General features: G+C 42.0%; 15 protein-coding genes and 1 pseudogene. 15 read left to right on the forward strand and 1 reads right to left on the reverse strand.

Annotated features, from left to right (window positions below):
- The first annotated feature begins 97 nt into the window (after positions 1 to 97).
- The 13 genes and pseudogenes from ahpC to ACJJIJ_RS10445 all read left to right on the forward strand — a co-directional run bounded on the left by ahpC (position 98) and on the right by ACJJIJ_RS10445 (position 15457).
- Positions 98 to 664, forward strand: coding sequence for an alkyl hydroperoxide reductase subunit C (ahpC, locus tag ACJJIJ_RS10385; protein ID WP_444939512.1), 567 nt, complete (start codon positions 98 to 100; stop codon positions 662 to 664).
- A gap of 77 nt (positions 665 to 741) precedes the next feature.
- Entirely contained in the window at positions 742 to 2292 is a 1551-nt protein-coding gene (gene ahpF, locus ACJJIJ_RS10390) for an alkyl hydroperoxide reductase subunit F (RefSeq protein WP_444939513.1), read from the forward strand.
- 404 nt (positions 2293 to 2696) lie between these two features.
- Entirely contained in the window at positions 2697 to 2837 is a 141-nt protein-coding gene (locus ACJJIJ_RS10395) for an acetyl-CoA hydrolase/transferase C-terminal domain-containing protein (protein ID WP_444909231.1), read from the forward strand.
- 758 nt (positions 2838 to 3595) lie between these two features.
- Positions 3596 to 5143 (forward strand): lytic polysaccharide monooxygenase, encoded by a 1548-nt coding sequence (locus ACJJIJ_RS10400; protein WP_444939514.1) that lies wholly within the window; start codon positions 3596 to 3598, stop codon positions 5141 to 5143.
- A gap of 323 nt (positions 5144 to 5466) precedes the next feature.
- Complete coding sequence (locus ACJJIJ_RS10405) at positions 5467 to 5916, forward strand: transposase (RefSeq protein WP_353505425.1); 450 nt, start codon at positions 5467 to 5469, stop codon at positions 5914 to 5916.
- A pseudogene (locus ACJJIJ_RS10410) lies at positions 5817 to 6245 on the forward strand (IS5 family transposase); the annotation flags it as partial. The gene ACJJIJ_RS10405 and the pseudogene ACJJIJ_RS10410, both read left to right, overlap by 100 nt.
- A gap of 988 nt (positions 6246 to 7233) precedes the next feature.
- Positions 7234 to 8547, forward strand: a complete 1314-nt coding sequence (locus ACJJIJ_RS10415) for an acetyl-CoA hydrolase/transferase family protein (RefSeq protein WP_444939515.1) — start codon at positions 7234 to 7236, stop codon at positions 8545 to 8547.
- An 8-nt stretch (positions 8548 to 8555) separates the two neighbouring features.
- Positions 8556 to 9404 carry an HpcH/HpaI aldolase/citrate lyase family protein gene (locus tag ACJJIJ_RS10420; RefSeq protein ID WP_444939516.1) on the forward strand — a complete coding sequence of 283 codons (849 nt, stop codon included), beginning with the start codon at positions 8556 to 8558 and terminating at the stop codon, positions 9402 to 9404.
- Positions 9405 to 9426: 22 nt separating this feature from the next.
- Positions 9427 to 9954 (forward strand): MaoC/PaaZ C-terminal domain-containing protein, encoded by a 528-nt coding sequence (locus tag ACJJIJ_RS10425; protein WP_444939517.1) that lies wholly within the window; start codon positions 9427 to 9429, stop codon positions 9952 to 9954.
- 319 nt (positions 9955 to 10273) lie between these two features.
- Positions 10274 to 11707, forward strand: a complete 1434-nt coding sequence (locus tag ACJJIJ_RS10430; protein WP_444939518.1) for an alpha/beta hydrolase family protein — start codon at positions 10274 to 10276, stop codon at positions 11705 to 11707.
- A gap of 451 nt (positions 11708 to 12158) precedes the next feature.
- Positions 12159 to 13586 carry an alpha/beta hydrolase family protein gene (locus ACJJIJ_RS10435; protein WP_444939519.1) on the forward strand — a complete coding sequence of 476 codons (1428 nt, stop codon included), beginning with the start codon at positions 12159 to 12161 and terminating at the stop codon, positions 13584 to 13586.
- Between the two features lie 65 nt (positions 13587 to 13651).
- Positions 13652 to 14737 carry a sensor histidine kinase gene (locus ACJJIJ_RS10440; protein ID WP_444939520.1) on the forward strand — a complete coding sequence of 362 codons (1086 nt, stop codon included), beginning with the start codon at positions 13652 to 13654 and terminating at the stop codon, positions 14735 to 14737.
- A gap of 3 nt (positions 14738 to 14740) precedes the next feature.
- A complete protein-coding gene (locus ACJJIJ_RS10445; protein WP_444889931.1) occupies positions 14741 to 15457 on the forward strand; it encodes a LytR/AlgR family response regulator transcription factor in 717 nt (238 codons plus the stop codon).
- A 353-nt stretch (positions 15458 to 15810) separates the two neighbouring features.
- Here ACJJIJ_RS10445 and ACJJIJ_RS10450 read toward each other — a convergent pair whose 3' ends face one another.
- Complete coding sequence (locus tag ACJJIJ_RS10450) at positions 15811 to 17106, reverse strand: hypothetical protein (RefSeq protein ID WP_444939521.1); 1296 nt, start codon at positions 17104 to 17106, stop codon at positions 15811 to 15813.
- Between the two features lie 529 nt (positions 17107 to 17635).
- Here ACJJIJ_RS10450 and tkt point away from each other — a divergent pair.
- Both tkt and ACJJIJ_RS10460 read left to right on the forward strand, forming a co-directional pair.
- Positions 17636 to 19636 carry a transketolase gene (tkt, locus tag ACJJIJ_RS10455; protein WP_444939522.1) on the forward strand — a complete coding sequence of 667 codons (2001 nt, stop codon included), beginning with the start codon at positions 17636 to 17638 and terminating at the stop codon, positions 19634 to 19636.
- Positions 19637 to 20020: 384 nt separating this feature from the next.
- Positions 20021 to 20530 (forward strand): ester cyclase, encoded by a 510-nt coding sequence (locus tag ACJJIJ_RS10460; RefSeq protein ID WP_444939523.1) that lies wholly within the window; start codon positions 20021 to 20023, stop codon positions 20528 to 20530.
- The last annotated feature ends 93 nt before the right edge of the window (positions 20531 to 20623 follow it).

The raw sequence follows: 20623 nt of genomic DNA on the forward strand, positions 1-20623 counted from the left end.
TTATATTGATAATTTTTATTAAGCTAAATGAATCGATAGTATCAATGCCGTTCCAAAGACAAAGACTGAATAGAAAGTGATGAATAAGGAGTTATCCATGTCACGTTACATCGAATCCCAACTAAAGCCCTTTAACGCTAAGGCCTACCAGAATGGCGACTTCTTCGATATGAGCGACGCCGACGTAAACGGCAAGTGGGCGGTGTTCTTCTTCTATCCCGCAGACTTCACCTTTGTGTGCCCCACCGAGCTGGGTGATCTGGCGGACAACTACGAAGACTTCAAAAAGCTGGGTGTGGAGATCTACTCCGTATCTACCGATACCCACTTCACCCACAAGGCCTGGCACGACTCTTCTGACACCATCGGTAAAATTCAATACCCCATGATTGGCGACCCTACCGGCACCATCACTCGTAACTTCGGAGTGATGATCGAAGAAGAAGGCATTGCCGATCGCGGCACCTTTGTCATCGACCCGGAAGGTCGTATCCAGATTGTGGAGATCACAGCCGGCGGAATAGGCCGCGATGCCAGTGAGCTGTTACGCAAGATCAAAGCGGCCCAGTACATCGCCGCCCACCCCGGAGAAGTCTGCCCTGCTAAGTGGAAGGAAGGTGAAGAAACCTTAGCGCCCTCCCTCGATCTGGTAGGCAAGATATAAACCCAATACCTCTGACCCGGCCCATCTAGATGATGGGCAACAACCAAGCCTGAATTTGTTAGAGAAAGGATACACCGATGTTGGACGCAAACCTGAAAAAACAACTGGACACTTACCTGCAGAATATCGTCAAACCGATCGAGATTCGTGTGTCCACAGATAACAGCGAAAAATCGAAAGAGCTGGAAACCCTGGTAGATCAAATCTCCGAGCTCTCCAATAAAATTACTGCACAACAGGGCCAGGCCAAGCGCACACCAAGCATGGCTATCGCCCCTGCTGGAGAGGAACCCCGCGTAAGCTTTGCCGGTATTCCCCTGGGCCACGAATTTACCTCATTGGTTCTGGCACTCCTGCAAGCGGGTGGCCACCCATCCAAGGCAGACCCGCAGCTACTGGAGCAAGTACGTAATCTGGAAGGTGAATTTCACTTTGAAACCTATATTTCTCTCTCCTGCCAAAATTGCCCAGATGTCGTACAGGCACTGAACCTGATGGCCACCCTCAACCCGAACATTACCCACGAGATGATCGATGGAGGGTTGTTCCAGCAGGAAGTAGAGCAACGCAATGTAATGGCGGTACCTGCGGTCTACTTAAACGGCGAACACTTTGGCCAAGGCAGAATGTCCCTTGAGGAGATTATTGGCAAACTGGATACAGGTACCGCAAAACGCAAAGCTGAAAAACTGAATGACAAGGCTCCTTACGACCTACTAGTCATTGGTGGTGGACCTGCCGGCGCAGCAGCTGCCATCTACGCTGCGCGTAAAGGTATTCGCACCGGGCTAGTAGCCGAACGTTTCGGCGGCCAGGTGATGGATACTGTAGGTATCGAGAACTTTATCTCCGTACCTTATACAGAGGGCCCGAAGCTAGCAGCCAGCCTGGAACAGCACGTTAAAGAATACGGTGTAGATATTATTACTGACCAACGTGCAGCAAATTTACAGCGCAATGAACTGGTAGATATAGAACTAAAGAGCGGTGCCACTCTATCCTGTAGCTCTGTGGTGCTGGCCACTGGTGCAAGATGGAGAGAGCTTGGTGTACCTGGCGAAGCGGAATACCGTACCAAGGGCGTTGCCTACTGCCCCCATTGTGATGGGCCCTTCTTTAAAGGTAAGCACGTAGCGGTTATTGGCGGCGGTAACTCTGGTATTGAAGCGGCTATTGATCTTGCTGGAATTGTCGAACATGTCACCGTACTGGAGTTCGCTGACTCATTGCGTGCCGATGAAGTACTGGTGCGCAAGGCACAACAAATGGACAACATCGACATTATCCTCAATGCACAAACTACCGAAGTATTGGGGGATGGTAACAAAGTCAATGGCCTTGCCTACACCGATCGCAAATCGGGAGAGAGTAAAAAGCTCGACCTTGCAGGAGTCTTTGTGCAAATCGGACTAGTGCCAAATACAGAATTCCTCAAAGAGAGTGATGTCGTAATGAATCGTATGGGTGAAATTCAAATCGATGAGCGCGGAGCAACTTCCATTCCAGGCGTCTACGCTGCCGGCGATGCCACTACAGCCCCCTATAAGCAAATTGTGATATCAATGGGCGCAGGGGCCACAGCGGCACTGGGAGCGTTTGACTACTTAATTCGGTCTTCTGTGGAATAAAGACTGGAATATCAAACGGCCGGTCATTGACCGGCCACTCACTCAATCTTCACCTCTATTTCTCCACGCCACGCCGCTATAAGGGCTTTACTGCCAAGTTCAATAACAATCTCTTTTACTTACCTTTTCGTAAAACAAATAGCCTACTGCCTATTGAATGGTTCACAAGCTCATAGCGACATCAGCAACTTCCTCATGGATCGTACAAATCGGTGTACATACAAGCAATTTGAGGCATTCCAACAAACAGACTGCTTTTACATTCCAGAATGAAAAATTGACAACTTGATCTCGGTTGGTCCCTTTATTGGGATCGATTTCAATGGGCTGGTTAACGTCAAATTTCTTGATCATCAATTCCAGGTGTTGATGGTCAGCTGGATTTTATAAAAAAATATTAGCAAGTGGCTCTACCATTTAAAGAGGGAAGCGTTTCAAAAATTGAGCCTCGATTAAATACAATCTCAACAGACTCGAGACTTGATGTTGACTACATTGTTACAGAATATGGCTACTGTCAATTAATGGGAAAATCCACGACTTAACACACACGCACTGACAACATTGCTCACACAAGCTTTAGAGAAGGCCTGTTCAAATGGGCATAGAACACAACCTTAAATAAACCACCAAATAAGTGCCCTAAATAAAATTCCCACAGTGCCTTTAACCCCAAGCAATTTACCTGAAGCCCCTCAAGCAAACTGAAAGCGTATTATGCCAAAATCGTCACAGTGTGGCCCTGTGGTCATTGAGCCACGATGTTTGCAATAAAAAGAAATGACCATACGGACTATCCAGCTTTTTTACCCATCCCGGTCACTAAAACCAGATGTTCACGAAGCCACATATAAATCCGCTAAAGAGAAAAAAACCAGAAGTTTTACCCTTAACATCGTATTTTGACTTTATTTAGCTGAGATATCGGGATCAAAAAAGACATATCTAGACCAAAATAGCAAAGCTGGTCACCGACAATTTATCCGGAAAGAGAAACCAAGAAGTTAGATTTTACCCTACCAACGGGAACCCACATCCAAACCGAATGTCTGTTTGAGTGATGCAACTGAACAAACACAAATATTAATTCGAAATTTTTTTACATTTTTTAAGTAATAAAAAACTCAACCTTCGTCACAGTTCACACTGGATTTTAAATTTAGAGTGTCACCTAGATTTTTTCGACATCATCTAAAGGAACACTCTACAAACAGTTTTTTATTACAAGAATTCAACCACCGTGAAGCACTCTTATTCACGAAGTTAACGGACTCACAAAAATAGAGATACCAGGAGTAAATCCATGCTACTAAGAACAAAATGTGCCATTGCCACATTACTACTGATGCCTTTCAGCTTGCAGGTTCAAGCTCACGGCTGGTCTGAATACCCAAAGGCGAGGCAAAAAATATGCTATGACCAAGGGAATGTCTGGTCTGGAACTCCCCCAAATCCTGGCTGTGCATTAGCAAAAACCATCTCTGGGTCTTATCCATTTCAGCAACACAATGAATTTTCCATCAACATTCCTGACTACAATAATTTTACGGCCGTAAAAGCAGCCATTCCAGATGGAACACTCTGCTATGCCAATGACCCACAAAAAAAGGGCATGGGTGCAGCTACAGACACTTGGAGCCGAGTTGAAGTTAACGCTGGAATCTTTGAATACGTATTCAATGCAACAGCACCGCACAACCCCTCTTTTTGGCAGTTTTATCTAACCAAGCCCAACGCTGACCTTTCAAAGCCTCTCGCCTGGGATGACTTGGAGCTTATTCAGGAAGTGGGCGATGTGCCAGTTGTGAATAGCCAATACCGAATGAATGTTACGATCCCTCAAGACAGAGTAGGCAATGCGATTTTATTTGTACGCTGGCAACGAGTAGATGCAGCGGGTGAAGGTTTCTACAACTGTAGTGATATCACCATTGTAAATGGTGATGTTCAACCGCCTACCGAACCTGATCCGGGTACAACAGAGCCATACCTTATTCAAGGCAACACCTTTATCCCGCAGGGAATTAATATCGATTCAGTAGCTGTAGGGGATACTGTCAATTATACGGTCTTCAATAAAAATAGTGAGGAACACTCATCGTTTTCATTAGCAATTACTGAGGACAATAAAAATGATTGGGATAGACTGCTAGCATCTCAAGTTACTGGCTGGTATCAATCCAATCACAATGGAAATGTCTTTATCGGTCGCTGGCATGAGGAAATGAACCATTACATGTATTTCCAAGGTGACTTGCATGGCAACTATTTTAACTCTAAAGATGCACGCGCTTCAGGCCAGTTCAGCATCACAAGTAATGGCAGTGAATTGATTGCGTCTATTACGCCCAAGGTGTTAAGGCCTCTCGACATAGCCAAGGTGGAGCACGGTGAATTACTGGTGCTCTCTACAGGAGAAAGTACAGGAAACATCACAGATACCCAATGGTCTCAAGTGAGTGGCAGCCCAGTGGAAACAGCAGCCGGGCCGAGTGGTGCATTGGTTATTGACACTTCAAGTTTAACCAATGCCCGACACGAGTTGAGTTTCAAGTTAACCGTAAGTAGTAGTTCTGCCAATGATGACGAGGTCTACTCCTTTGTCGTTGAACCCTCGACACCCACAGATCCCACAGATCCCACAGATCCCACAGATCCCACAGATCCCACAGATCCCACAGATCCCACAGATCCCACAGATCCCACAGATCCCACCATTCAAACCTGGGACAGTAACCAAATCTACACTGCAGGGGACACGGTAAGCCATAATGGTAAAACATGGACTGCCGGATGGTGGACCAGGGGTGAAGAGCCAGGCACAACCGGGCAATGGGGTGTTTGGCGCTAAGTAACCAATCAATAATTTATCTCACAGGATTCGGGGGTTTATGGCAATAAGCCCCCGTTTTTTACACACCAGGAATTTAAAAAAAAACTCAATTAAACCTAGGGAGGCCCTGACGAAATTTTCTATACAGCCCACCTAAAACCCTATCAAGTCTGGTTTATGATATTTCACGGTCGCTTTACATCGCTATAATTTATAAGCTGAATTTCTAACCATCGCCAAAACCACAAACACCAAAATAAGCCAACATTTTATTAGAGGCTGTTTCATAACTTGAAATCGGTTATTCTCACGCAATTACATAGAAAAAAAGTTCAGCAATAGTGAGCCGATTCAAGTCAGAGTTAACCAATGATCAATGGAAATTGATCGAACCATGTCTTCCTGAATTAAAACGAGGAAAGGGAGGCCCAAAACCCATTGATAATCGGGCTTGTTTTGAAGGCATCCTGTGGGTTTTGCGTTCTGGAGCGCGATGGAAAGATCTTCCTTCACACTATCCATCACCGAGTACATGTTGGAGAAGGCTTCAGTTTTGGGAAGAGCAAGGAGCTTGGCTACATGCATGGAGAAGATTCCTGGAGCTATTGGATCAACAGTCTTTGCTTAACTGGGAGGAAGTCTTTTCTGATGGTAGCTTTGCACCAGCAAAAAAGGGGGCTTCGAAGTCGGGAAAACCAAGCGGGGCAAGGGTTCAAAGTGGATGGTGGTGGTCGATGGCGAAGGTATTCCACTGGGAGGCACCATTACTTCGGCCTCACCAGCAGAAGTAAAGTTATTACATCCATTGCTTGATGTTACGTATAAAAATACAAAGATTCATCGCTTAGTTTATGATAAAGCGGCGGACTCTGATCCTCTTAGAGATAGTCTGTTGAGTCGTGGAATCGACCTTATCTGTCCACACAGGATAAATAGGAAAAAAGCCTCAAGGCAGGATGGTAGAAAGCTCAGAAGGTATACTCGCCGTTGGAAAGTTGAGCGGACTTTTGCGTGGTTGGGAAATTACCGCCGTTTGGTTGTTAGATGGGAGCGATATTTGTCCACTTATCGTGCTTTTTTCTATATTGCATGCATGTTAATTACGTTAAATAAGTTATGAAACAGCTTCTAGATTATATCCCGCTGCTCACACAAACCTGATCAAACCTCTATTCCACATCACGTAAATTCATGATTATTGAATCTATTCACAATCCCACGCACAAACACAACCAAAGTAAAGCATCACAATTCATTTCCCATAAATTTAATAAACATTGCTAACATTAATTTTATGGAAAGAGTCAATTCACCAGTGAGGATTAAAAAATATTAGGAAATGTTTCATAACTTTAAACCGGTTATTCTTACGATCGAATAGAATGATAAGAACAGTAGGTGCGAGTAGATTTAAGCCAGATTTAACAGACATTCAGTGGAAATTTATCACCCAGGTCTTCCCCCAACTAAAACGTGGCAAAGATGGTCCCAACCTCATTGATAACTCTGTTTATTTCGAAGATCTCTTGTGGATTTTGTACTCAGGGGCAAGATATAAAGTCAAAGAAACGACGCCTATTAGCACAACAAAGCTCCGGATTGGGAGTCTGCTACGATACAGCCTGCCCGCCATAGAATTGGCCTGTTTTGCCCTCACCGCAGGAATAGAAGGGTACCGTTGAAACAACATGGCAGAAAGTTTAGAAGGTATGTGCGACACAGTAAGGTTGGGCGAACTTTAACATGATAAAGAAACTACCGCCGCTTGGTCGCCAGGGAGAATTGCTATCTATCTACTTAAAGAGCATTTTTCTATATTGCCTGCAAATCAATTAATCTAATGAAACTTTGAAATAGTTTCTAGAAAAATAGTCGCGAAACAACCCCAATATATCACTTCATCGATCTTAGCCCTCTAAATGTCACCTATAATGCCCTGGAACAATGGCATAGATGCGTCGCAAGGTAAACCTGCAGAATATTTATCTTCCCAAACAGATCAAAAAATATTTCAAACCATATACCTCAAAGTCAAGGCTCACGAAAGACAAGAAATCTACCAAAACCACGGCAAGAACCCACCTAAGGCACTGGAAATTTAGCCCACTATGAATCACGAAGATCAATACCACAGAAAGCTAACCACAGCCGATAATGCCGTAGCCTCTATCCCCAGCGAGAGTATCATCTCCATGGGTATGCGCGTCGCAACCCCGCCAGCTTTACTTAAAGCTTTAGAAAACCGGGTTCGGACAGGCGACATAAAAAAACTCATGGTTTATTACATGCGTTGTGGCGGTGTCGCGATGAAGACAATCTTTCAGGAGGACTTGCTAGACCGCGTCAGGCCCTTCTCATCCATGCTTACCAAAGACGAGGTCAAGCTCGCAAAGAAAGGCTTCGCCAAAGGAAAGAAGTATATCAATTATGTTCCCATTTCCTTTAGTCGATATCCGGAAATTATAAAAAGGCAAGTGAATCTGGATGCTTTCCTAGTAACTGTATCCCCAGTGGATAAATATGGATATTTCAATTTTGGTACTAGTGGAGATTATGCGATTGAGTTATCCAGACATGCAGACCAACTCATCGTTGAAGTCAACAAAAACATGCCGAGAACTTCTGGGGGCACATTACTTCACATTAGTGAAGTAGATGCAATTATAGAAAACGACACCCCATTAATTGAAGAACCGCAAAGAGAAACCTCTGAACTGGATAAGAAAATTAGCGATTATATTGCACCACTAATACCCGATGGCGCTACAATTCAAATGGGGATTGGAGGTGTTCCCAATGCCGTGTGCGTGCAGCTGGCAAACAAGAAGAATCTTGGGATACATACCGAGGTTATCACCTCCGGAATGATAGACCTAATCAAATCTGGTGCGGTTAATAATTCACGCAAAAAACTAAACACACACCTCAATGTGTTCACCTTTGCCATAGGGGATAGGGCACTCTATGACTTTATTGATAACAACCCTTCAATGGCCTGCCTTCCAGTCTCCTACGTAAATGAACCACAAACTATTGCTCAAATTGACAACATGATCTCAGTCAATTCCTTTATTGAGATCGATTTCAATGGGCAGGTAAATGCAGAATTTATCGATCATCAATTCTCTGGGGTGGGTGGACAATTGGATTTTATCAGAGGCGTATATTACTCAAGAAATGGTAAAACCATATTGGCGAGCAGTTCTACGGCACAGGGAGGGAAAATTTCCCGGATTGTACCGCGCCTAAATACAATCACAACAGACTCTAGACTGGATGTTGACTATGTCGTTACTGAGTACGGTTGCTGCCAGCTTATGGGTAAATCAACCACAGAACGCACACATGCCCTAATTAACATTGCACACCCAGACTTTAGAGACAACCTGATAAAGCAGGCTAAAGAACACAACTTTATCTAACCAAGCATATGATCAACCTACACATTTATCCTGCACTACTTTTTACGCCAGGCAATAAGCCCAATCTTTTTCAGAAAGCAACAGAGGTAGAAGCCAGCGCAATTATTATTGATCTCGAAGACAGTGTACCCACTAGTGATAAGCAATTAGCCAGAGACAATACTATTCACTACTGCTCCAAAAGCCAAAGCGACAATACTGCCAATATTATTCGAATCAACCACCTAACGAGCAATGAAGGACTAAAAGACATACTTGCCATTACTACAACCAAGTTACACATCGACGCTGTACTTTACCCCAAGACAGAGTCGCCTAATGATATCCAACAGCTTGGAAAACTCCTCTCTCAAACTTATACGGACATAGCCATTATTGCTTTAATCGAAACTGCCTGTGGAACAATGAATATCCACAATATTGTTAAGGACAGCCCCAAAAAACTGCAGGCCTTAATGTTTGGTGCCGCAGACTATGCCAACGACCTCAATTGTGACAACTCAATAGACGCCCTAAGCTCTGCACGTAGTAAAATCGTGGAAGCTTCAGCAGCAAACAATCTGGCCTGCTTTGACTCCCCCTATTTTGATTTCAATAATGAAGATGGACTAAATAAAGAACTAAATATCGTTAAGGGGATGGGATTCAATGGCAAGGCCGCCATTCACCCCAAACAAATTTCTGCTATCAACTCCTCTTTCAAACCTACTCAAGAACAATACGAAAAAGCAGAGAAAATAGTAGAAATCTATAACAATTCAAAGGGTAAAGCCTGTCAATACCAAGGGGAGATGATTGATGTACCGGTTTACTCCAAAGCAAAGCAAGTTATCTCTATATTCAATAAACTAAACTAAAACTTAAAGGGAAGTGGTGGTCATGCAATTCCAGCCATATAAAAGAATTAACGATAATCGCTACCGGGAAGACTTTGGATTTTACTTCGAAGACTTCACAGAAGGTATGATCATTGAACATCGTCCAGGTAGGACATTAACTCGAACAGACAATACCTGGATGACACTATTAACAATGAATACGGCACAGTTACACTTTGACGCCCACTATGCACAAAAAACCGAGTGGCAGTTACCGCTAGTGGATAGTACTTTAACCCTGGCGATTATAACTGGAATGACAGTAAACACTATCAGCAAGAAGGTAGTAGCCAATTTAGAGTGGGATAAGGTACAGCTACTGAAACCTGTTTTTGAGGGGGACACCATCTACGCTGAGAGTGAGATCCTATCTAAACGAGAATCACATTCCCGCCCCACTCAGGGAATAGTGACGGTTGAGACTCGTGGCTTCAAGCAAGATGGCGAACTATTTATGCGCTTTATGAGAACAGTATTAGTGTATAAGAAAGGACACTCACCAAACTATAACATTGACGAAACCTCATAATAACTCCGAGATTCCCCTGACTTTTAGAGCGATTGACAGTAAGAATGGTCCTTTTGAGCTACTTATGCTGTATGCTCAACTGCTAAAACTGACCGTCTACACAGAACCATCTTTCGCCTAACGAACAAAAACAAGCTGAAAGGACATTGCTCAAAGTAAATGGCACGATAGAACCTGTTTACTTTTGCGCAGGACCTAGCCATTCATCATCTTTCTTTACCGCTCATCCATTATATAAAACCTCCCCTACTAAATTAACTACATAAAGTTAATCAACATCTAGAATGCCAGCCATTCAACTAACCCTATGGAATAATTAATGATGCAGACGATCAAAACGAAATTTATAGTAACCAAGTGGCGATTAAAGTCATTAATCCTAGCCGCTTTATTGACTTCCAACGCTATGGCCACTGACATTGAAGGTGACTGGAGATCGATGCTTAAAACAAATGATGAGAAGATCATACCAATAGTGATTCAACTAGAGGAGAATAGCGGTGAATGGACTGGCGTATTAAATAGCCCATCTTTAGAGGAAATGAAATTAGACATTACGGAGCTGAAGGTTGCAGACAATAGAATTGCTTTTGAAGTAGAAGCCCTAGATATCAAATACGAGGGAAGTTACATTAATCAGGTAGACCTAATCGCTGGTGCAAACATTAAGAAAGGGGCATCATCTCTTACATTTTTTAGCAGAATAAATGACCATATTGATGGTTCTAGCAATCATTCACAAACACAAAAAAAATCTACTCCATATATTATTGAAGATGTCAATTTTAAAAATAAAGAGACAAGCAATCTAATTTCGGGAACTTTAACCAAGCCAGCATCCAGAATTAAAGCAACGGCTGTTCTTATCAGTGGTAGTGGTCCCCAAGATAGAGATGAATCTCTTTATGGACATAAGCCTTTTGCCGTAATAGCCGATCACCTAACCCGGCAAGGATATGCAGTATTACGCTACGATGACCGAGGGGTTGGTGGATCTAGTGGTAGCCATCAAACAGCAACTACTAAAGACTTCGCAAGTGACACCAGCGCAGCTGTTGACTATTTAAACAGCCGTAGCGACCTACCCCAGGGTAAAACTGGCTTAATTGGCCACAGTGAAGGCGGTATGATAGCTCCTATGGTTGCCAGTAGGCGTGATGATATTGCATTTGCCATTTTACTTGCTGGACCTGCAGTTAAAATACCAACTATGCTTGCTGATCAGTGGTACCGTGGTCGTAAATTTAATGGTTTATCCGAAGAAATATTAAACAAACTCAAAGAGTTAGATAAGGAAATCCTAGAGAAAATTGGTAATCTTGAATTAAATGAACCGCTTAATGATGCCATTGAGGATCTTATTTATTCCAGCATCAGGCTTGAGGGGGTGCCCGAAGAGGACATAAATACCCAATTTGAACAGCTAAAGAAAGAGTACTCTACATTGATATTTCGTGATTACTTAAAGTTCAATCCAGAATTCTATTTAGAACAAACAAAAGCTCCGCTATTGGCTCTTAATGGTTCTTTAGACTTTCAAGTTGATGCAAAAATGAATTTAGGTAATATACAATCAGTATTAAATAGAATCGAACATAAAGATTTTACAGTCATTGAACTTGACAGAATGAATCATCTTTTTCAAATAGCTAACAAAGGTTCAAGTACTGAGTATGCTGAAATAAAAGAAAGCTTTTCGCCAAAAGCATTACATGTAATTTCTGAATGGTTAAACGAACGATTCAAAATCTAGATTTGACTAGAATTTATGGCTCCAATTTGGGAGCCATTTTATTACATTCAAACGAAATGCTATTTAATAAAATCAAATCGAGTGGGTATACTTAAATTAACCTAAAGATTAAAATCTATTGGCAAAACCTTATAGATATTGATAATAAACGCCCCATACTGGAGCTGATAATTAGTAAACCCTCAAAGATCTATCGGCCGACTAATTCCCTTATAGAGAAATCGATCATAGCAAAAATAGAATACTTTGCACGCCAGTCTCAAATCTATGGTCAACCACTTTATGAGCAAGATATCTGTTTGAATTTCCTATTCAGAGTAATCCTAGACCGCTCATCGCCCCTCCCTACCATTCATCCCCTCAGGAAGCCACTCCTACTAAATTCATAACACCAGGCTAATCGACAGGTAGAATATCAACCATTCAACAAGTAGGTACAGGAAGAGTACAAATGCAGCCTATCAAAACACTCTTTGCAGAAGCCAAGTGGCACTTGAAAACAGTAATCCTCACAACTGGCTTAATATCAACCAATGTAATGGCTTCAGGTTTAGAGGGTGATTGGAGGTCCGTAGCCCAGATTAATGGTGAAAAGAATATACCTGTAGTCATTCACCTGGAAGAAGATAACGGTATGTGGAAAGGCTCCTTAGATAGCCCTTCCCTTGGGGCTAAGGGAGTAGAAATATCTATGCTGGAAATCCGGGACAGCAGTATCACTTTCGAAGTAGAAGACTTACAGATTAACTACAAAGGCACTTACAGTGCAGCAGTTGATCTTGTATTTGGGTCTATCAGCCAGGAAGTGACATCCCCACTGAACTTTAGCCGGGCATCTGAAGATACAAAGAACAGGACTAGCAAGCGACCCCAAACACCAAAGGGCCCATTTCCGTATGCTATAGAGGAAGTAAGCTTTAAGAATGCAGCGACAGGCAATATCATTTCGGGAACACTGACCAAACCAAAGTCTAATATCAAAGCAACTGCTGTTCTTATCAGTGGTTCTGGGCCTCAAGACCGGGATGAAACCCTGTTTGGCCATAAGCCATTTGCGGTAATCGCCGATCATTTGACACGGCAAGGATATGCAGTATTTCGCTATGACGACCGCGGGATTGGCGGCTCAAGTGGTGACTTTCGAGCAGCCACCAGCAAGGATTTCGCCAGTGACGCCAACGCAGCTGTAGATTATTTAAACAGCCGTAAAGATCTCCCAAAGGGTAAAGTTGGATTAATAGGACACAGCGAAGGCGGTATGATAGCTCCCATGGTTGCCAGTAGTCGAGATGATATTGGATTTACCATCTTACTTGCTGGACCTGGAGTTAAAATACCTGAGCTACTGGTTGATCAGTGGCACCGAAATCGTAAGTTCAATAACTTACCTGAACAAAATATGCAAAGACTTAGCCAGTTAGATAAGGAGATTTTTGAAAGAATTGCTCAACTCGGAATGAATGAAAGTCTTAATGATGAGATTCATGAGCTGCTTTATGAAAGCGTGAAGCTCGAAGGCGCTCAGGAAGAGGAGTTGGATGCTCAGGTTGAACAACTAAAGAAGCAGTATACTACTCCTTGGTTCCGTTATTTTGTTAAGTTCAATCCTGAACCTTATTTGAAACAAACAAAGTCACCACTTCTGGCTCTTAATGGCTCACTTGACTACCAGGTTGATGCAAAAATGAACCTAAGTAATATACAATCAATATTGAGCAGCGCTGGACATAAAGACTTTAAAACTATCGAGCTGAACAAAATGAACCACCTTTTTCAAATAGCCAATAAGGGCTCATTTTCAGAGTATGCCGAGCTAGAGGAGAGTTTTTCACCTATTGCTCTCGAAGTAATGTCCTCGTGGCTGAATGAACGCTTCTGATACTTGATAAGAATGTCAAGACATGGCTCCTGATTTAGGAGCCAACTTACTTAGATATATGTGCAATGAGTATTTTCAAATCCCCAACTCCATCCGCAAAATTTTTAGCCTACCATTTTGGTGGCTGGTTGATATTTTCTTTAGTTAATGTTTTCTCTTTAGGGCTTCTATCTCAGAATCACACCGATAAAATCGTGATTAATATTATTATTGTAGGGTTTATTACAGGGATCTCTACCCTTCTTACTCGAGAAATCATATATCGATTTAGCCTCTTTGATAAAAACGGGTATCAACAATGGATTGGCTTCCTATTAGCTGCCATTCCTCTTGGCGGTATAGGCGCCTATATTGCAACTGGCTTTGGATATTTATATTACATCTTTGTAGGATATGAAATTCCATCTTCCTTTTGGGAGGTTGTTGTTAGCAATTGGTTCTATCTTACCATTCTTATATTTATTTGGAGTTTCATTTATCTTACTCTGGTAAATCAAGAGCAATTACGCAAAGCCGAACATGATGCAACACAACTTAAATTACAACTGAACGAAGTAAAAATGAGCGCTCTAATGGGGCAGTTAAACCCTCACTTTCTATTCAATGGGCTCAATAATATTCGAGGATTAATCCTTGAAGATACAGCTAAATCCAGAGATATGTTGACGAACTTGTCCGACCTTCTACGTTATACGTTAATGGCCCATAAGCATAAAACTGTATCATTAAGAGATGAATTGGAAATCGTTTGTCAGTATATCGAACTTTTGAAAATACAATATGAAGATCGATTGTCTTTCACATTGGAAGTTAACGAAGATTTAATGGGAGAGCGAATACCTCCACTCCTAATCCAGCTGCTTGCCGAGAATGCCGTTCGCCATGGAATAGAAAAATGTAAACAAGGCGGTGAACTAGTGGTTAAAATCACCAAAGAAGACAATCATATGGTAATCACTGTGATAAATCCAGGTACTCTCATCAGAGAGTCAACCAAAGAGATTGGTAATACCGGCCTGGGGTTAATCAATATACAAAAAAGGTTAACCATACAATATGGAGACAAGACATATTTTGGAATTGAACAGCAGGGCTCCCAGGTAGTTGCTCGGTGCCATATTCCCTCCTCTCCCTTACAATTAGTGGTATAAGAAGTGAAAGCCATTATCGTTGAAGATTCTCGACTCGCACGCAATGAATTAAGAGAGTTACTCAAACCTTATAAGAATATAAACTTAATAGCAGAAGCAAAAAACTGTGAAGAAGCTATTCTCCTTATATCAGAGGAAAAGCCTGATTTAGTATTCCTGGATATCAATCTTCCTGATGGCAATGGCTTTGACATACTTGAAAAACTGGATTTCACACCTCAGGTTATTTTTACAACAGCTTATGACGAATACGCCATACAAGCTTTTGAAGTAAATGCACTGGATTATCTACTAAAACCCATAAACCCTGAAAAACTAAAGAAGGCTCTCGATAAGACGTCAAGTGAAACACCCACCGAGCACACAAATAGCTCAACAAGCTATTTAGACTCCAACAATAAAATATTTATCAAGGATGGGGAGCGTTGCTGGTTAATCGAAATTGGAAAAATTCGATACTTTGAAAACTGCGGCAACCATGCTCAAGTATTTTTCGATGACAGCAAGCCTTTTATCTATAAATCTCTAACCAAAATAGAACAACGATTAAACCCAGAAGTATTCTTCCGTGTAAATCGACAACAAATTATCAATCTAAACTTTATTAAGAATATAGAATCTTGGGTTAATAGTGGATTAATAATAACCATGACCGATGGGAAAGAAATAGAGGTTGCCAGACGGCCAGCCACTCGGCTACGTGAAATGTTAAGCCTCTAAGATTCAAGCCTAAAAAATAGCAGTGGAGTAAAGTATCAGTTAGATTAGTTCAGACTTGGTAGGATCATTTCCTATTTAAATAAAGTGTACGGTCAAGCCAAGTCTTAACTATAAAGATTAACCCATATTAAAATTATATGGTTCGAATTCTGCGGCTTAGCTACATCTCAGATTTTCTGATATATACCCCATCAACGAATCATACTATTAACCATTTAATCAATCAGACCTGTAGGGCTAAATCATCAAATTATTGTGTTCAATAGAATGCATTGCAATATGACTGATACTTATACTTCGGGAAATATTTCAGTTAATCAACTGACCAACAGTTTGCTAGACGCTATATTAAACTAACATTTAACATTAGAGATCAATCTGTTAATGATACCCATATATTCATCAATATACGCAGAGATACTATCTTCGCTAATCAAAGGCTCACAATAACCGAAGACAAAAGCCGAGTTGCGATAAGTCGTATAATTTATAATCATTAAGGGGTTAATTGCAGTTTTTAAACTAATCATCCCTTTTCGAATTTCAAAATATCGCATTTCATTTGCAAGAAGGCGCATATTCCCTACATTTGAAACAAGAATACCTGCAGGAAAGCATTCTTTCGGCGCAGTGATCTCAGCAGCCATGCGGGTGACCTCCTCTATGCTATAGTCAGATCTTAAGCTTTTTGTCATTGGTTTTTGTTTGAGGAGCACTAAATTAATCTCATTGTTCAAAAGCTTGGCCACCTCGAAAATATCGGAGCTTGTTGCGTTTGGTGGTAATTTTAGGCTGGCAGTTTCTGAAAATGAACCAACATGATCACTAGGGATAATAGGGTTGCACAATAGTCGAGCATCCATCGTGAAAATAACTTCTGTCAAATCTCTACATGCTGGTATAACCCGGGCAGCAACTGATGCAACAGCACAATAAAGCGCCGTTAGCTTTATCTGATTTTTTTTAGCCAAATAAGCCAATCCCTCGATTTTTTTAGGTGATACTAAATAGGATTTAGCACAGGCTCTTCTATCAGCAACAGACGCTTGCTTCTCAACCGCCCAACGGCTTCCCCCCTCTATTTGATGCTCAAATTCCTTCTCACCACAATATCCAGAAGCCTCTAGTTGACTAGCGATACTATTTAGCAAAGGGAGTGATTTAATGGCATGCCTTGGCTTTTCATGAAGGCATAGGAACTTGTCAAGATCAGAGAACAGCGTCATGAGGGATCTGCCATCAAGTATGGCATGTATATTTATAAAACAAATCCACTCAACAAAGCCTTGTTTATTTGTATATACCCTTAATCTATATACATGCTCCTCAGTTTTAATGAAGATCTCAGCAAGGTCCCTAAACTCTTTCTCCAAATCAAGCTGATCAACAATTAGAGTTACTTCTATTGGCACATCAACAAAATCAACATCACAAACCCATCTTAATCGCTCACCCCTTTTTACACGCGCCCTCAAAAATGGATGACGCTTATGCAAGTAAGCCAACCCCTCACGCAAGGACTCCATTTGCAAGGGCTCACAGACTTTTATAAAAGAAACAAATTGCAGGCCACCACGAGATAACCTATTCATTTCAATAAATAATGCTTCTTGGGGCCCAAGCTCTCTCGAAAATGGTTCTGGACTCATTGAAAATACCTTGTATTCATAACATTGCCTCTAACCTTTATGATGGGGACATGTAAATCAACAACTATTGATCTTTAGTTATCCTTATTTATTCCAAGAGCATCAACAGATCACTGAATGAAACATAGTATGTAATTAGATTTTTCTTACTCATTGACATGTACACTAACTTTCCCCCAAGAAATTTAGTAATGATCCCGGTGGTAGAGATATTTCAAGATATGTAATCCACAACAGATCTTTAAAATACAACCTTTATTTCTTTTTATCATGATTATTACAATTCTTTAGATTGTAAATTTCTTGAAAAACAGGCTATTTTTGTAAAGACGCAAATAACTCCTTATCATCACTAATGCCGCCAAATGCAGGTCAATATCGTTTTCAAAGACCAACAAATTGCTCATTGTTTATGTTATAGGAAATTAAACTGCAAAATTATTATATTACTAGTTTGTCACTTATTAAGTTGGGGATCTCCTTTTGCAAAGGTGATGCTTCAGCTTTCAAAGCACCAGAGTACATTTACATGGTCTCCTCTCCTTATAGAAGAAGCATGGCCAATGCGATTCGTGCTTTATCCATGGATGCAGTCCAAAAAGCCAATAGCGGGCACCCTGGTACACCTATGGGGATGGCAGACGTTGCGGAGGTCTTATGGAACGATTACCTAAGGCACAACCCAGCTAACCCGAATTGGCCTAACCGTGACCGCTTTGTCCTCTCTAATGGGCACGGTTCCATCCTGTTGTATGCCCTGTTGCACCTTTGCGGCTACGACTTATCAATCGAAGAACTGATGAATTTCTGCCAATTGCACTCCAAGACCCCGGGCCACCCGGAATATGGTTGCACACCTGGTGTTGAGGCCACCACAGGCCCCCTAGGCCAGGGGGTTGCTAATGCCGTAGGTATGGCCCTGGCGGAGAAAGTACTGGCGGCTCAATTTAACCGCCCTGGCTATCAGTTGATCAATCACCACACCTATGTATTTATGGGGGATGGATGCCTGATGGAAGGTATATCCCATGAAGTATGTTCTCTGGCTGGTACTTTAGGCCTGGGCAAGTTGATCGCATTCTATGACGACAACGGCATTTCTGACGATGGGCAGATTGAAGGTTGGTTTACTGACGATACACCCAGGCGTTTCGAGTCCTACCATTGGCACGTCATCCCTAATGTTGACGGCCATGACGCAATTGCGATTAAAGCAGCAATTGAAAAAGCCCATGCATGTTCTGATAAACCCACCATTATTTGCTGTAAAACCGTGATCGGCTTCGGCTCCCCGAATAAGCAAGGCCGAAAGGAATGCCATGGTCAACCACTCGGGGAGGAGGAAATAGCTCTCGTTCGCAAAACGATTGGTTGGGACTACCCTCCTTTTAAGATCCCTGAAGATATCTATGCATATTGGGATCAAAGGTCTAAAGGTAAAGCATTCGAGAAGGAGTGGAAGAGTCTCTTCGCTAAATACCGTGAGGAGTATCCTGAGATGGCATTCGAGTTTGTGCGTCGTGAGAGTGGAAAACTTCCACCAGATTTCCTGGTAAAAGCCGATAGCTACATTAAGCAATGTCAAAAAGATGCACTAAGAATCCCCTCTCGTAAAGCGAGCCAGAATACACTGAATGTTTACGGGCCTCTGTTGCCCGAACTCCTAGGTGGTTCAGCCGATTTAGCCGGCCCTTGTTTTAGCCTATGGTCCGGTTCTAAAAGATTGAACAAGAAAGATGCTTCAGGCAACTATATACACTACGGAGTTCGTGAATTTGGTATGAGCGCCATAATGAACGGCATTGCCCTGCACGGAGGTTTTATACCTTATGGTGCTACCTTTTTGGTTTTTATGGAGTATGCTCGAAATGCCGTGCGTATGGCGGCATTAATGAAGCAACAAGTTATATTCGTCTATACCCATGACTCCATCGGAATAGGTGAAAACGGCCCAACTCATCAGCCGGTGGAGCAACTCAGCGCCTTGCGTTCTACACCGAATCTACACACTTGGCGCCCCTGTGATACTACGGAATCAGCGGTAAGCTGGAAGATGGCTATTACACGCAAAGAGGGGCCCACTGCACTAGTATTCAGTCGTCAGGATTTAGCTCCGCAGGAACGAAATACCACGCAGATAGCACAAATTGAAAAAGGTGGTTATGTACTGTCCGACTGCGAAGGCGCTCCTGAGGCAATCATTATTGCGACCGGCTCTGAAGTCGAGCAGGCCATAGCTGCTAAAAGAAAGCTCACTAGCAAGAGAATTCGGGTTGTGTCCATGCCTTGCATAGAAACCTTTTTGGAACAGGAAGAACCGTACCGTGAATCAGTTCTCCCCAGTACTCTCCGCGTCCGGGTGGTGGAAGAGGCTAGTCATAAAGACTATTGGCACAAGTTCGTAGGCTTTGACGGTGAAATCATCGGAATGGATAACTTTGGCAAATCTGCACCCGGCCAGGAAGTCATGCAGTACTTCGAGTTTACAGCTGAGAAAATTATTGAAAGTATCGAGAGGCTGCTGAAGTAATTTAGTATGGAAGTACACCCTTTCTAAAGAAAATACGGTGCCGAGCATTAAAAGGGCAAATATTTCATCGAGTCATTGGCCATTAATAGCTCTACATTTCAAAGTTATTTTTCATAATTGAAAAAATTAAATCATTTTGTTTTAGTCGCATCAATATCTATTCAGATTATTCCATCCTCCTTTTGGCACTCGCACAATTTTTCTTGTTTGTATTCGTGAAATTTTTATAACCTAACTACCCTACAATGAAGTGAAAGTTGCCAAATTACCTGCTCACGCTACAAATCCCCAAGTTTGCCTCCATACTCTAAAGCTATTTAGGCCCTATCATTTTCACACCTAACCAGCCTATCAGGTAAAAAACTTAACATTGGGAGAATTTAGATGTCCAAGCACCCTTACTCTTTGGCATTAACTGTAACTTTCTTGCTGTTAGTTATTGCCTGCAATGCGATTGCCCAATCAAATAACCTTGAAGAAAATAAAAAAACTGCCATGCAGGCAGCCGACCTATGGCACAGTGGGTCAAAGGTCAATCCTGATTCAATTTTGGCACCTAACTATATCAACAATCTAGACTCGGCCACAAATTTGAGTATCGGCTCACAAAAACGTAATTTAAAGGAATTCAAAGCCGAAGTCGCCAAATTTCATACGGCCTTCAAAAATGTAAAACTGATTGATTCAATGCAGGTCGCCGAGGGAGATCTTGTCGCAACTCATGTAAAAGTTAGCGCCAATCACACAGGATCATTTATGGGAGAAATTCCAACAAATAAAACCATCACCTGGGATGCCGTAGAGTTTGTTAAAATCAAGGATGGAAAAATACTAGAAACCTGGGTGACCTGGGACAAATATGGTTTCTTGAAACAGATTGGAGTATTGAAATAGCTATTAGAAATCCCAATATAACAGTGTAGATCCAGTCCCTCCAACAAAATCTGGAGATTTACCAATTGGCTTTCACTTGAATGGATTTAGCTT

It is taken from the genome of Microbulbifer mixtoriginis (SeqCode), from assembly GCF_052467945.1.

Excerpts from the sequence above, each read along its gene's own strand:
- tkt (WP_444939522.1), top strand. The coding sequence starts at position 17,636 with ATGGTCTCCTCTCCTTATAGAAGAAGCATGGCCAATGCGATTCGTGCT.
- ACJJIJ_RS10400 (WP_444939514.1), top strand. The coding sequence starts at position 3,596 with ATGCTACTAAGAACAAAATGTGCCATTGCCACATTACTACTGATGCCT.
- ACJJIJ_RS10450 (WP_444939521.1), bottom strand. The coding sequence starts at position 17,106 with ATGAGTCCAGAACCATTTTCGAGAGAGCTTGGGCCCCAAGAAGCATTA.
- ACJJIJ_RS10420 (WP_444939516.1), top strand. The coding sequence starts at position 8,556 with ATGATCAACCTACACATTTATCCTGCACTACTTTTTACGCCAGGCAAT.
- ACJJIJ_RS10460 (WP_444939523.1), top strand. The coding sequence starts at position 20,021 with ATGTCCAAGCACCCTTACTCTTTGGCATTAACTGTAACTTTCTTGCTG.
- ACJJIJ_RS10415 (WP_444939515.1), top strand. The coding sequence starts at position 7,234 with ATGAATCACGAAGATCAATACCACAGAAAGCTAACCACAGCCGATAAT.
- ACJJIJ_RS10440 (WP_444939520.1), top strand. The coding sequence starts at position 13,652 with ATGAGTATTTTCAAATCCCCAACTCCATCCGCAAAATTTTTAGCCTAC.
- ahpF (WP_444939513.1), top strand. The coding sequence starts at position 742 with ATGTTGGACGCAAACCTGAAAAAACAACTGGACACTTACCTGCAGAAT.
- ACJJIJ_RS10430 (WP_444939518.1), top strand. The coding sequence starts at position 10,274 with ATGATGCAGACGATCAAAACGAAATTTATAGTAACCAAGTGGCGATTA.
- ACJJIJ_RS10435 (WP_444939519.1), top strand. The coding sequence starts at position 12,159 with ATGCAGCCTATCAAAACACTCTTTGCAGAAGCCAAGTGGCACTTGAAA.
- ACJJIJ_RS10425 (WP_444939517.1), top strand. The coding sequence starts at position 9,427 with ATGCAATTCCAGCCATATAAAAGAATTAACGATAATCGCTACCGGGAA.
- ahpC (WP_444939512.1), top strand. The coding sequence starts at position 98 with ATGTCACGTTACATCGAATCCCAACTAAAGCCCTTTAACGCTAAGGCC.